The sequence below is a fragment of the Streptomyces sp. TRM64462 genome (assembly GCF_013362995.1).
Taxonomy (GTDB): domain Bacteria; phylum Actinomycetota; class Actinomycetes; order Streptomycetales; family Streptomycetaceae; genus Streptomyces.
Genome location: NZ_JABWDV010000103.1, coordinates 1 through 11,941, shown reverse-complemented (window position 1 = coordinate 11,941; position 11,941 = coordinate 1). Strand labels below are relative to the sequence as shown.

12 protein-coding genes are annotated in these 11,941 nt (G+C 73.7%); 7 read left to right on the top strand and 5 right to left on the bottom strand.

The features are described 5' to 3' along the window. Nucleotides 1-146: 146 nt before the first annotated feature. The gene (locus HTZ82_RS05020; RefSeq protein ID WP_309235310.1) at nucleotides 147-806 is read right to left on the bottom strand and encodes a DUF2293 domain-containing protein; all 660 of its coding nucleotides are present in this window, start codon (nucleotides 804-806) and stop codon (nucleotides 147-149) included. A gap of 84 nt (nucleotides 807-890) precedes the next feature. After that, entirely contained in the window at nucleotides 891-2,102 is a 1,212-nt protein-coding gene (locus HTZ82_RS05015; RefSeq protein ID WP_175408046.1) for a pyridoxal phosphate-dependent aminotransferase, read from the bottom strand. An 84-nt stretch (nucleotides 2,103-2,186) separates the two neighbouring features. Here HTZ82_RS05015 and HTZ82_RS05010 point away from each other — a divergent pair, with 84 nt between their 5' ends. Both HTZ82_RS05010 and HTZ82_RS05005 read left to right on the top strand, forming a co-directional pair. Further along, the gene (locus HTZ82_RS05010) at nucleotides 2,187-2,849 is read left to right on the top strand and encodes a winged helix-turn-helix transcriptional regulator (RefSeq protein WP_175408045.1); all 663 of its coding nucleotides are present in this window, start codon (nucleotides 2,187-2,189) and stop codon (nucleotides 2,847-2,849) included. Nucleotides 2,850-2,924: 75 nt separating this feature from the next. Continuing rightward, entirely contained in the window at nucleotides 2,925-3,563 is a 639-nt protein-coding gene (locus HTZ82_RS05005; protein WP_175408044.1) for a uridine kinase, read from the top strand. Nucleotides 3,564-3,621: 58 nt separating this feature from the next. Here the strand turns inward: HTZ82_RS05005 and HTZ82_RS05000 are convergent, their stop codons facing one another. Next, nucleotides 3,622-4,515 carry a PfkB family carbohydrate kinase gene (locus tag HTZ82_RS05000; protein ID WP_175408043.1) on the bottom strand — a complete coding sequence of 298 codons (894 nt, stop codon included), beginning with the start codon at nucleotides 4,513-4,515 and terminating at the stop codon, nucleotides 3,622-3,624. After that, entirely contained in the window at nucleotides 4,509-5,432 is a 924-nt protein-coding gene (locus HTZ82_RS04995; RefSeq protein WP_175408042.1) for a pseudouridine-5'-phosphate glycosidase, read from the bottom strand. The genes HTZ82_RS05000 and HTZ82_RS04995 overlap by 7 nt, the downstream gene beginning before the upstream one ends. A 68-nt stretch (nucleotides 5,433-5,500) precedes the next feature. Between HTZ82_RS04995 and HTZ82_RS04990 the strand changes: the two genes are divergently transcribed. Further along, on the top strand, nucleotides 5,501-6,295 hold the full coding sequence (locus tag HTZ82_RS04990; protein ID WP_175408041.1) for a class I SAM-dependent methyltransferase: 795 nt from the start codon (nucleotides 5,501-5,503) through the stop codon (nucleotides 6,293-6,295). A gap of 92 nt (nucleotides 6,296-6,387) precedes the next feature. Here HTZ82_RS04990 and HTZ82_RS04985 read toward each other — a convergent pair whose 3' ends face one another. Further along, nucleotides 6,388-6,969, bottom strand: a complete 582-nt coding sequence (locus HTZ82_RS04985; RefSeq protein WP_175408040.1) for a methylated-DNA--[protein]-cysteine S-methyltransferase — start codon at nucleotides 6,967-6,969, stop codon at nucleotides 6,388-6,390. A gap of 137 nt (nucleotides 6,970-7,106) precedes the next feature. On the opposite strand from HTZ82_RS04985, the gene HTZ82_RS04980 reads away from it, so the two are divergent. From HTZ82_RS04980 to HTZ82_RS04965, 4 genes are all read left to right on the top strand, one after another. After that, on the top strand, nucleotides 7,107-8,069 hold the full coding sequence (locus HTZ82_RS04980; protein WP_175408039.1) for an MHYT domain-containing protein: 963 nt from the start codon (nucleotides 7,107-7,109) through the stop codon (nucleotides 8,067-8,069). A 40-nt stretch (nucleotides 8,070-8,109) separates the two neighbouring features. Continuing rightward, the gene (gene uvrB / locus HTZ82_RS04975; RefSeq protein ID WP_175408038.1) at nucleotides 8,110-10,287 is read left to right on the top strand and encodes an excinuclease ABC subunit UvrB; all 2,178 of its coding nucleotides are present in this window, start codon (nucleotides 8,110-8,112) and stop codon (nucleotides 10,285-10,287) included. A 161-nt stretch (nucleotides 10,288-10,448) separates the two neighbouring features. Then, nucleotides 10,449-11,027, top strand: a complete 579-nt coding sequence (locus HTZ82_RS04970) for a TerD family protein (RefSeq protein WP_175408037.1) — start codon at nucleotides 10,449-10,451, stop codon at nucleotides 11,025-11,027. Between the two features lie 147 nt (nucleotides 11,028-11,174). Then, nucleotides 11,175-11,941, top strand: a 767-nt coding sequence (locus HTZ82_RS04965; protein ID WP_175408036.1) for a TerD family protein, incomplete at its 3' end; no start/stop codon positions are given.

Genomic DNA, 11,941 nt, shown 5'->3' with positions numbered 1-11,941 from the left:
TCGCCGGCATGGCCGTACCGGCCGCGGGCATGGTCCTCGCCGGCGCGCTGCTCTACCGCCGCTTCCGCCCCGCGAAGGCCGACCGCGCCTGACCGAGGAACCGACGCGGACCCGCCAGGACCCGAGGTCCTGGCCCGGGGCGCGCCTCATCGCCGCCAGGACGCCAGCACCGCCTCGATGACCGGTGCCACCCGGACGCGGGCCTGGCGGCGAGGGACGCCGTCCGTCAGCAACCTGTCGTACTCGGTGTCGAGGTGCCGTACCGACGCCCGTACCGCGGCCGTGACCGCGCCCTCGTCGAGCGCCTGCCCCGCCGCCGTACGCCCCACCCGCCCGCTCCCGCGCACCGAGGCGTGCGCCGCGATCTCCGCGGCCCGCTCCTCGGGGCACCCCGGGAACAGGCGCCGTATCTCCTCCGCCAGCGCGGCCCGGAACCGTACGTCCTGGGCCGCGCGGCGCTGCGCGTCCCTGGCCCGGCGGCGGGCGCGCCGCTCGGCGTCCGCCAGGCAGGCCGCCTCCGCCCGGGCCAGCGCGGCCCCCTCGACGAGGATGCCCTGACGCTCGTACCGCGTACGGCGCCTGTTGTGCCGTACGACCACCGCCCACAGGCCGCTCGCCTCGCGGGCCCGCCGGGTGAGCGCCGCGTCACCGCGCGGCAGGAAGACCAGCGGGCCCAGGCCCGCGCAGTCCACACAGAGCGGCTGGTGGAACTCCAGCACCATGCGCCGCAGCGGCCCCTTGCGGCACTCCGCACAGTGCGCGCGCGGCCGGAGCGGCTCGACCACCACGACCGGATCTCGCGGCACAGTGCCTCACCACACCCAGGAAGCCCGTACGTCGGTGGAGTTCTCCCCGTACGGCCCCGGCGGCGAAACCGCGAACAGCGGCGGCTACTGCCGATAGCCGCTCAGGAACCGGCCGATCCGGCTGATCGCCGCGTCGAGGTCGTCCGCGTACGGCAGCGTCAGGATGCGGAAGTGGTCCGGGCGCGGCCAGTTGAAGCCGGTGCCCTGCACGACCTGGATCTTCTCGCGCAGCAGCAGGTCCAGGACGAACTTCTCGTCGTCGTGGATCGGGTGCACCTTCGGGTCCAGGCGCGGGAACGCGTACAGCGCGCCGCGCGGCTTCACGCACGACACGCCCGGGATCTCGTTCAGCTTCTCCCAGGCGCGGTCGCGCTGCTCGCACAGCCTGCCGCCGGGCGCGGTCAGCTCCTGGACGGTCTGGCGTCCGCCGAGCGCCGCCTGGACGGCGTACTGCGCGGGCGCGTTGGGGCACAGCCGCATGGAGGCGAGCATGGTGAGCCCCTCCAGGTAGTCGCGGGCGTGCTGCCTCGGGCCGCTGACGACCAGCCAGCCGGAGCGGAACCCGGCCACGCGGTACGTCTTGGACAGCCCGCCGAAGGTCAGGACGACCAGGTCGGGGGCGAGGGCGCCGGCCGGGTGGTGGACGGCGTCGTCGTAGACGATCCGGTCGTAGATCTCGTCGGCGAACACCATCAGGTGGTGGCGGCGGGCCAGGTCGAGGATGCCCTCGACGACCTCGCGCGGATAGACGGCGCCGGTGGGGTTGTTGGGGTTGATGAGGACGACGGCCTTGGTCCGGTCGGTGATCTTCGCGGCCATGTCGTCGAGGTCCGGGTACCAGTCGGCGGACTCGTCGCACACGTAGTGCACCGGGCGCCCGCCTGCGAACCTCGTCACGGCCGTCCAGAGCGGGTAGTCGGGCGCGGGGACCAGGACCTCGTCGCCGTCGTCGACGAGCGCCTGGACCGCCATGGAGACCAGCTCGGACACGCCGTTGCCGAGGAAGACGTCGTCGACGCCGATACCGGTGAGGCCCATGGCCTCGTAGCGCTGCACGACGGCGCGGCGGGCGGAGAGGATGCCGCGCGCCTCGGTGTAGCCGTGCGCCTGCGGCAGCATCCGGATCATGTCCTGGAGGATCTCCTCCGGAGCCTCGAACCCGAAGAGGGCGGGGTTGCCGGTGTTGAGGCGCAGAACGCTGTGGCCCGCCTCCTCCAGCGCGTTGGCCTGTTCGATCACCGGGCCGCGGATCTCGTAGCAGACCTCGCTCAGCTTGCTCGACTGCCGGAACTCCATACGGCGACCTCCCCGGAAACGGTGTTGCTTGGTTTTACCAAGCTCGGACTTGGAAAGTCCAACCATCCGTCTAGACTGCGTCGCATGCCACGTCCGAGCCCGCGTTCCGCCGACCGCCGCCGGAGCTACGACCAGTACTGCGCCGCCGCCCGCGCCCTCGACGCCGTGGGCGACCGCTGGACGCTGCTGATCGTCCGTGAACTCCTCGCCGGCCCCCGCCGCTACACCGACCTGCACGCCGATCTGCCGGGCGTCAGCACCGACATGCTGGCCACCCGGCTGAAGGACATGGAGCGCGACGGCCTGGCCACGCGCCGCCGCCTGCCACCGCCGTCACCCGCGTACGTGTACGAACTCACCGACCGCGGCCGCGCACTGCTCCCGGTGCTGCGGGAACTCGCCCGCTGGGGCGCGCCCGCCCTGGACGCGCCGCGCCCCACCGACGCCGTACGCGCGCACTGGTTCGCCGTCCCGCTCGTCGACGCCCTGGAGGCCGCGGGGCAGCCGGGTGTCGCGGAAGTCCGGCTGGACGAGGGCGTGTTCCACGTACGGGTGGGAGGTGAGCGGGCCGGTTACGGCGACGGGCCCGCCGAGGCACCGGACGCCCGGCTGCGCATGGACGCCGCGACCTGCGTGGCGGTGGGGCGCGGCGACCTGACGCTCGCGGCCGGGGTGAAGGACGGGCGCATCGAGGTGGCGGGTGACGGCCCGCTGGCGGCCGCACTGCGGGGCGGGACGGGGAGCTGAAGCGGGCCGCCGGATCCTCGCAGCCCGCCGGCGACACCAAGGTCAAGGGCAAGGGCTCTTGGCAGGATGGGGGGTGTGCGACTGGAACCGATCACCTGGGAACGTCTCGCCGACGAGCTCGCCACGCACCTGGACGCCCTGCGGCCGGGCGACGGCGGCCCGTGGCTGAAGGCCGCCGTCGACGGACCGCCCGCGGCCCGGCCCGGTGACCTGGCCGACGCCGTGGCGGAGGAGCTGCGGCTGCGCGGGCGGGCGGTGCTCGGCATCGGCACGTCCGGTTTCCTGCGCCCGGCGTCGCTGCGGTACGAGTACGGCAAGGAGGACCCCGACGCGTACTACGGCGGGTGGTTCGACACGGGCGCCCTGTGGCGGGAGGTGTTCGGCCCGCTGGAGCCGGACGGGAACGGCCGCGTGCTGCCCGACCTGTGGGACCCGGTGTCCGACCGCGCGACCCGCAGCCCGTACCGCGAACTCGCCCCGGGCGGTGTCCTCCTGCTCCACGGCCCGTTCCTGCTGGGCCACTGGTTCCCCTTCGACCTGACCGTCCACCTGCGTCTGTCCCGCGCCGCCCTCGCCCGCCGCACCCCGGAACGCTGGACGCTCCCCGCCTTCGAACGGTACGAGACGGAGGTCGGCCCCGCGGACGCCGCCGACGTCGTCGTCCGCGCCGACGACCCGCACCACCCGGCCTGGACGGGACTCCCCCGTCCATGACGAGCAGGTCGCCCACCTGGTCCGGCCGCCGGGCCGCACACGGCGCGCGGCAGCCCTGCTAGCCCGGGCGCCCGCCCAGGGTCGTGACCGCCTCGGCGGCCGCCCGGCAGCCCGCGGCAGCCGCGTCACCCGGAGGCGCGCCGGTGAGGCGGGAGGCCAGGAAGGCACCAGTGAAGGCGTCGCCCGCGCCGGTCGTGTCGAGCGGGCGCACCGGCAGCGCGGGCACCCGGGCGACGACGTCACCGCCCGCCGCCACCAGGGCGCCCCGCGCGCCCAGCGTCACCACGACCAGCGGCACACGGTGGCTCAGCGCGGCGGCCGCCGCCTCCGGGGCGGACAGTCCCGTCAGCAGCGCGGCCTCGTCGGCGTTCGGCAGCAGGAGGTCCGCGCCGGCCACGGCCGCCAGGAACCGGTCCACACCCAGCTCGCTGATGAAGCCCGCCGACGCCGGGTCGACGCTCACCGGCACGCCCCGATCCCGGGCGGACGCCATGGCCGCCGTCGCCGCGCGCCGGCTCACGTCGGCGAAGAAGAGGTAGCCCGACAGGTGCAGGTGCCCCATCCCGTCCAACAGCCCGGGCGACCAGTCGTCCCGCGACAGCCGCAGCACCGCCCCGCTGTCGGTGAGGAACGTACGCTCGGCTCCCGCCCCCGCGTCGACCAGCGCGACCACCGTCGCCGTCGGCGCCTCCGCGTCCCGCACCAGCAGCGGCCGCACCGCGGCCCGGTCCAGCGCGGCCTCGTGCCAGGACGCCCCGTCACTGCCCACCCGCGCCAGGAGCCGCACGTCGGAGCAGCCCGAACGCGCCGCCCAGCACGCGACGTTCGCCCCCGCGCCGCCCGGCAGCAGCCGGATCCGGGCGGCCGTGTCCGTCCCTGGGGCGAGCGGCCGGTCGTGCACGGCGATCACATCCGTGACCACATCGCCCACCACCAGCAGGCCGTTCACCACCGTCCCCGCACCCACACCGCCGCGATCCGCGCCGCCACCCGCACATTGCCCCGCACCGCCGCCAGATTGGCCTCCAGCGACGCCCCGCCCGTGTGCCGCATCAGATGGTCCAGCAGGAACGGCGTCACCGGCTGCCCCGTGATGCCCCGCTCCCGGCACTCCGCCAGGCCCGACGCCAGCACCCGGTCGTGCAGCGCCGGGTCCAGCTGCTGCTCCTCCGGCACCGGGTTGGCGACGATCAGCGCCGCCCGCGCACCGCCGAGCGCGTCCTGCGCCCGCATCACCGCCACCACCTCCTCCGGCGAGCGGACCGTCCAGTCGACCGGTTCACCGGACGACGTCAGATAGAACCCGGGGAACCGGTCCGTCCCGTACCCGAGAACCCCGACGCCCAGCGTCTCCAGCCGCTGGAGCGTCGCCGGCACGTCGAGCACCGACTTCACACCCGCGCACACCACCGTGATCGCGGTCCCGGCCAGCACCCGCAGGTCCGCCGACTCGTCCTGCGTCTCCGTCCACTCCCGGTGCACGCCGCCGAGCCCGCCCGTCGCGAACACCCGGATCCCCGCACGCTCCGCAAGGAACGCCGTCGCGGACACGGTCGTGGCGCCGCTCGCCCCCGCCGCCACCGCCGGCGCCAGATCGCGCCGGCCCAGCTTCCGCATGCCCGGGTCCCCGGCCACTCGCTCAAGCTGCGCCTTGTCCAGTCCGATCCGGGGCACCCCGTCCAGCACGGCGATCGTCGCCGGGACCGCGCCCCCCGCTCGTACGAGCCCCTCCAACTCCTCCGCCACGGCCAGATTGCGCGGGCGCGGCAGTCCGTGCGCGATGATCGTCGACTCCAGGGCGACCACCGCCCGGCGCGCGGCCAGCGCCTCCCGTACCTCTTCCGACAACACCACTGCGGTCTCAGGCATGACCCATCCCTGGCGCGCCCACCGCGCGCCCAAACCTCACCCCTTCACCACCCTCCTAACCTGGCCTCATGCTGACCCCCACGGCGCGGTACTTCTACGACGAACTCGCCGCCGACTACGACCTGCTGTACGCGGACTGGGACGCGAGCGTCGCCCGCCAGGGCACCGCCCTCGACGACCGCCTCACCCGGGCCCTCGGCCCCGGACCGCACGACGTCCTGGACTGCGCCTGCGGCATCGGCACACAGGCGCTCGGCCTCGCCGCCCGCGGCCACCACGTCACCGGCACCGACCTCAGCCCCGTCGCGGCCGCCCGCGCCGCCCGCGAGGCCACCGCCCGCGGCCTGCGCATCCCGGCCGCGGCCGCCGACATGCGGGCCCTGCCGCTGCGCGACGCCACCTTCGACGCGGTCGTGTGCGCCGACAACTCCCTGCCGCACCTCCTCACCCCCGACGACGTCGGCACCGCGCTCGGCGAGATGCGCCGCGTGCTGCGCCCCGGCGGACTGCTGCTGCTCACCACCCGCCCGTACGACGCGCTGCGCCGCGAACGGCCCCTGTCCACGCCACCCGCCGTCCGCACCGGCCCGGACGGCCGCACCATCTCCTTCCAGCTCTGGCACTGGCACGACGACGGCGAGCACTACGACCTGGAGCTCTTCCAGCTCAAGCCGGACACCGGCGAGGACCCCGCCCCGGGCCCGGACCACTGGGCGACGACCGTCCGCCGCGCCACCTACTGGGCGCTCATCCGGCAGCAGCTCACCGACCTCGCCGGCGAGGCGGGATTCCGCTCCGCCGGCTGGCACGAACCGGAGGACACCGGCTTCTTCCAGCCCATGCTCACAGCCCACCGCCCCTGACCCACCGCCCCTGATCCACCGCCCCTGACCCTCCGCCCCTGACCCACAGCCCCCTGATCCACCGCCCCTGCCCCCACCGGCTGCCGGGCCGGTCAGAACAGCGGTTCCGGCAGCACCCCCTCCAGCTCCAGCAGCCGCCGCTTCGTCTCCAGGCCGCCCCCGAAGCCCCCCAGCCCCCCGTCGCTCTCCACCACGCGGTGGCACGGCACCACCACCGGCAGGGGATTGGCGCCCATGGCCGCGCCCACCGCCTGCGCCGCACCCGGCTGACCCACGCGCGCGGCCAGCTCCCCGTACCCGACGAGCGTCCCGTACGGCACGCCCGTCGCCAGCTCGCGCAGCACCTGCCGGTTGAACCCGCTCGTCAGCGACCAGTCCAGGGCCGGCCGCACGTCGCGCGGCTCGCCCGCGAAGTACGCGTCCAGCATCCGTATCGGCTCCGCCAGCCGCCCCGACGCGTCCGCCACCGGCTCCACGCCGCCGAGCCGCTCCACGAGCCGGGTCAGCGCCCGGTCCCGTACCGCCTCGTCCGCGTGGAAGACGACATTGACGAGGCCCTCCGCCGTGGCGGCCAGCAGCAGCGGCCCGACGCCGCTGCCGACGACGGCCCACTCCACGGTCCGCGCCTCGTCCCGCACGGTGTCCCGCACGGTTCTGCGCTCGTAGCCATCCATGTCGTCACGGTACGTGCCGCCACTGACAACGCCCCGCGGTCTCCGCCGCGACGGCCCGGACGAGCAGGTGCCCACCACGTCGACTACCCTCCCGCACAGGTTCGCGGCGGGGACGAGGGGTGGAGGTCGCTACGGGTATGCAGGGCACAGTCGACGGATTCAGCCATGGGCTCGTCACACCTGTCGTGGCCTATCTGATGGCCTGCCTCGGCGGGGCGCTCGGCCTGCGCTGCACGACCAGGGCCCTGCGCCACCCCGGGACGTTCCGCCCCGGCTGGCTGGCGCTCGGCGCCACCTCCATCGGCGCCGGCATATGGACCATGCACTTCATCGCGATGATGGGCTTCAGCATCGAGGAGGCGCCGGTCGACTACGACCGCCCCATCACCTTCGCGAGCCTCGCCGTCGCGATCCTCATGGTCGGCATCGGCGTCTTCATCGTGGGCCTGCACGGCCGCACGGCCATGGCCGTGATCACCGGAGGGACCATAACAGGCCTCGGCATCGCCACCATGCACTACCTCGGCATGGCCGGCATGCGGATCCCGGGCAGGCTCGAGTACGACACCTTCACCGTGGCCCTGTCGGTCGTCGTCGCGGTCGTCGCCGCCACGTCGGCGCTGTGGGCGGCCGTCTCGGTCCACGGGTTCCTGCCGAGCCTCGGCGCCAGCCTCGTCATGGGACTCGCCGTGTCCGGCATGCACTACACGGGCATGGCCGCCGTCAGCGTCCACCTGCACGTCGACGAGCCGGCCGTGGCGGCGGGCCCCATCGACGCCGTGGAGGCCGTCGGGGCCGTCGGAGCCGTCGGAGCCGTCGACACCGTCGGTGCGGGGGCCGCCGACGCGGCGGCAGCCCTGGACGCGGCGGTCACGGCGGGCGGCGAGACGGCGGCCGCGCTCCTCGTGCCCATGCTGGTCGGACCGGCCGTGTTCCTGCTGCTCGCGGGGATCGTCGTGCTGTTCGACCCGCTGCTGGTGAGCGGCGACCGCGACGGCCGCAACGCGGTCGACCCGCGCGCCCACCTCCCCGGCATCCCGGCCCAGCGCCACCGCGACATGACCCGCGGCGACCGCCACCCCAGGCGGCCGGGGCGGTGATCGTCGCCCGGCTGTCAGTGCCGGGTCGTACGGTGGTCTCATGCGGCCCGTATCCCAGATCGAACGCTCGGTGGCGCCTTTCGAGGTCGTCAGCCCGTACCAGCCCAGCGGCGACCAGCCCACGGCCATCGACGACCTTGAGCGGCGTGTCCGCGCGGGGGAGAAGGACGTCGTGCTCCTCGGCGCGACCGGCACCGGCAAGTCGGCCACCACGGCCTGGATGATCGAGCGGCTCCAGCGCCCCACGCTCGTGATGGCGCCGAACAAGACGCTGGCCGCCCAGCTGGCCAACGAGTTCCGCGAGCTCCTGCCGAACAACGCCGTCGAATACTTCGTGTCGTACTACGACTACTACCAGCCCGAGGCGTACGTCCCGCAGTCGGACACCTACATCGAGAAGGACTCCTCGATCAACGAGGAGGTGGAGCGGCTGCGCCACTCCGCGACCAACTCGCTGCTGACCCGGCGGGACGTGGTGGTCGTCGCGTCCGTCTCCTGCATCTACGGCCTGGGCACGCCGCAGGAGTACGTGGACCGGATGGTCCGCCTGAAGGTCGGCGAGGAGACCGACCGGGACGAGCTGCTGCGCCGCTTCGTCGACATCCAGTACACGCGCAACGACCTCGCGTTCACGCGCGGCACGTTCCGGGTCCGCGGCGACACCATCGAGATCTTCCCGGTCTACGAGGAGCTGGCCGTCCGCATCGAGATGTTCGGCGACGAGATCGAGGCGCTGTCCACGCTCCACCCGCTCACCGGCGAGGTCATCAGCGACGACCACGAGCTGTACGTCTTCCCCGCCAGCCACTACGTGGCGGGCCCCGAGCGCATGGAGCGCGCCGTCGACGGCATCGAGCGGGAGCTGGAGGAGCGCCTCGCCGAGCTGGAGAAGCAGGGCAAGCTGCTGGAGGCCCAGCGGCTGCGCATGCGCACCACGTACGACATCGAGATGATGCGCCAGGTCGGCTCCTGCTCCGGCATCGAGAACTACTCTCTGCACTTCGACCAGCGCGATCCCGGCTCCCCGCCGAACACCCTCCTCGACTACTTCCCGGAGGACTTCCTCCTCGTCATCGACGAGTCCCACGTCACCGTGCCGCAGATCGGCGCCATGTACGAGGGCGACGCCTCCCGCAAGCGCACCCTCGTCGACCACGGCTTCCGCCTGCCGTCCGCGCTCGACAACCGGCCGCTGAAGTGGGAGGAGTTCCAGGAGCGCATCGGCCAGACCGTCTACCTGTCGGCCACGCCGGGGCAGTACGAGCTGTCCCGCTCCGACGGCTTCGTCGAGCAGATCATCCGCCCGACCGGCCTCGTCGACCCGGAAGTCGTCGTCAAGCCCACCGAGGGCCAGATCGACGACCTGGTCCACGAGATCCGGCTGCGCACCGAGCGCGACGAGCGTGTCCTGGTCACCACCCTCACCAAGAAGATGGCCGAGGACCTCACGGACTACTTCCTGGAGCTGGGCATCCAGGTCCGCTATCTGCACAGCGACGTGGACACGCTGCGCCGCGTCGAGCTGCTGCGCGAGCTGCGCGCCGGCGAGTACGACGTCCTCGTCGGCATCAACCTGCTCCGCGAGGGCCTGGACCTGCCCGAGGTGTCCCTGGTCGCCATCCTCGACGCCGACAAGCAGGGCTTCCTGCGCTCCGGCACCAGCCTCATCCAGACCATCGGCCGCGCCGCCCGCAACGTGTCCGGCCAGGTCCACATGTACGCCGACTCGGTCACGCCCGCGATGGCGCAGGCCATCGACGAGACCAACCGGCGGCGCGAGAAGCAGATCGCGTACAACACGGCCAACGGCATCGACCCGCAGCCGCTCCGCAAGAAGATCAACGACATCGTCGCCACCATCGCGCGCGAGGAGGTCGACACCGAGCAGCTCCTCGGCACCGGCTACCGGCAGACGAAGGACGGCAAGGGCGCCAAGTCGCCGGTGCCGTCCCTGAGCGCCACGTCCCGTACGGCCAGGGCCGCCAAGGACGGCGGGAAGGCCGCGAAGGCCGGTAAGGGCGGCAGGGCCGCGGCCGGAAAGGGCGCGCTGACCAGTGACCGTCCCGCCGCCGAACTGGCCGGGATCATCGAGGAGATGACCGAGCGGATGCGGGCCGCGGCGGCGGAGCTCCAGTTCGAGGTCGCGGCTCGGCTGCGCGACGAGGTGAGCGAGTTGAAGAAGGAGCTGCGGCAGATGAAGGAGGCGGGAATCGCCTGACGGGGCGCGCCCCCGGGCGCCGCAGCTCCCGCAGTGTTGCAACACCGATACAAAGTGCCGGGCGCCCTGCTGCCGCCGTACCGGCGCTGCGTAGGGTGCTGGGAAACCGCACTCGCACGCCCAGAAGCGGCCGCGGGGAACGCAGAGAGAGGGGACAGCGCGTGTCGGTCAATTTGACCAAGGGTCAGGCCATCAGCCTGCAGAAGAGCGACGGGGGGACCCTGTCCGCGGTACGGATGGGGCTCGGCTGGCAGGCGGCGCCGCGCCGCGGTCTGTTCGGCTCGCGCACCCGTGAGATCGACCTCGACGCGTCGGCGGTGCTGTTCGCCGACAAGACCGCGGTGGACGTGGTGTTCTTCCGCCACCTGGTGAGCGACGACGGCTCGGTCCGGCACACCGGCGACAACCTCGTGGGCGGCGCGGGCCAGGGCGGCGACGACGAGGCCATCCTCGTGGACCTCCAGCGGGTCCCCGTCCACATCGACCAGATCGTCTTCACGGTGAACTCCTTCACCGGCCAGACGTTCCAGGAGGTGCAGAACGCGTTCTGCCGCCTCGTCGACGAGACGAACGGCCAGGAGCTCGCCCGCTACACCCTCGACGGCGGTGGCCAGTACACCGCGCAGATCATGGCGAAGGTGCACCGCAGCGGCTCCGGCTGGTCGATGACCGCCCTGGGCCAGGCGGCCAACGGCCGCACGTTCCAGGACCTGATGCCGGCGATCCTGCCGCACCTGTAACCCGGACCCGTATTCCGTACGAACCGCAGCTCCCGGAGGCACCAGGCCGCCGGGAGCTGCCCCGCATCCGCACACGCACCGCGCAGACACACGCACCACACAGACACACGCACCGCACAGGCGCGTCCACCGAGGGGGACACAGGCGATGACGGCCGAGCTGGTCCGGGGGCAGAACCACCCCCTGCCCGACACGCGACTGGAGATCCGCGTGTCGGCGGGCGTACCGGTGGCGGCGGGCGCCACGCTCACGGACGTGAACGGCAGGGCGGCCGGCGCCGACTGGGTCGCCCACCCGGGCGCGCCGTGCCTGCCGGGCGTCGAGGTGTCCCGGCAGGCGGCCGCGCAGCACCGGCTGGCCCTCGACCTGGAGGCCGTCACCGAGACCGCGCACCGGGTGAGCGTGCTGCTCGCCCTCCCGGCGGGCATCGGGGGCCCGGACCGGTTCGGCGCCGTCGCCGCGCCGTTCGTCGCCGTCACGGGACTGGACGGCACGGAGATCGCCAGCTTCACCCTCACCGGGCTCGACAGCGAGTCCGCGGTCGTCGCCCTGGAGCTGTACCGGCGGCAGGGAGCGTGGAAGGTCCGCGCGGTCGGCCAGGGGTACGAGGACGGGCTCACCGCCTTGCTCCACGACCAGGGCCTGGACGGCGCCGCCGAGGTGGCCGCGGCCATCCAGGAGGCGGTGACGCGCGGCGCGGACCGCTCGGTCGCCCCGCCCCCACCCCGTACCGCACAGCCCGAACGCCACCGCACCCCGGCCACGGCCCCGTCCCGCCCCGTCCCGCCGCCCACCGGCGGGCCCGCGTCCACCGGCGGGTCCTCACGGGCGAACCCCACGCACACGACCGGCCCGAACCCGCCCGCGGGGTCGTCCCCGGGCGCCGCCGGTCGACCCCTGGGCCCCGACCATGC

Coding starts and splice junctions, on each gene's coding strand:
- HTZ82_RS04980 (WP_175408039.1), top strand. CDS start 7,107: ATGCAGGGCACAGTCGACGGATTCAGCCATGGGCTCGTCACACCTGTC.
- HTZ82_RS05010 (WP_175408045.1), top strand. CDS start 2,187: ATGCCACGTCCGAGCCCGCGTTCCGCCGACCGCCGCCGGAGCTACGAC.
- HTZ82_RS04990 (WP_175408041.1), top strand. CDS start 5,501: ATGCTGACCCCCACGGCGCGGTACTTCTACGACGAACTCGCCGCCGAC.
- HTZ82_RS04995 (WP_175408042.1), bottom strand. CDS start 5,432: ATGCCTGAGACCGCAGTGGTGTTGTCGGAAGAGGTACGGGAGGCGCTG.
- HTZ82_RS05015 (WP_175408046.1), bottom strand. CDS start 2,102: ATGGAGTTCCGGCAGTCGAGCAAGCTGAGCGAGGTCTGCTACGAGATC.
- uvrB (WP_175408038.1), top strand. CDS start 8,110: ATGCGGCCCGTATCCCAGATCGAACGCTCGGTGGCGCCTTTCGAGGTC.
- HTZ82_RS04985 (WP_175408040.1), bottom strand. CDS start 6,969: ATGGATGGCTACGAGCGCAGAACCGTGCGGGACACCGTGCGGGACGAG.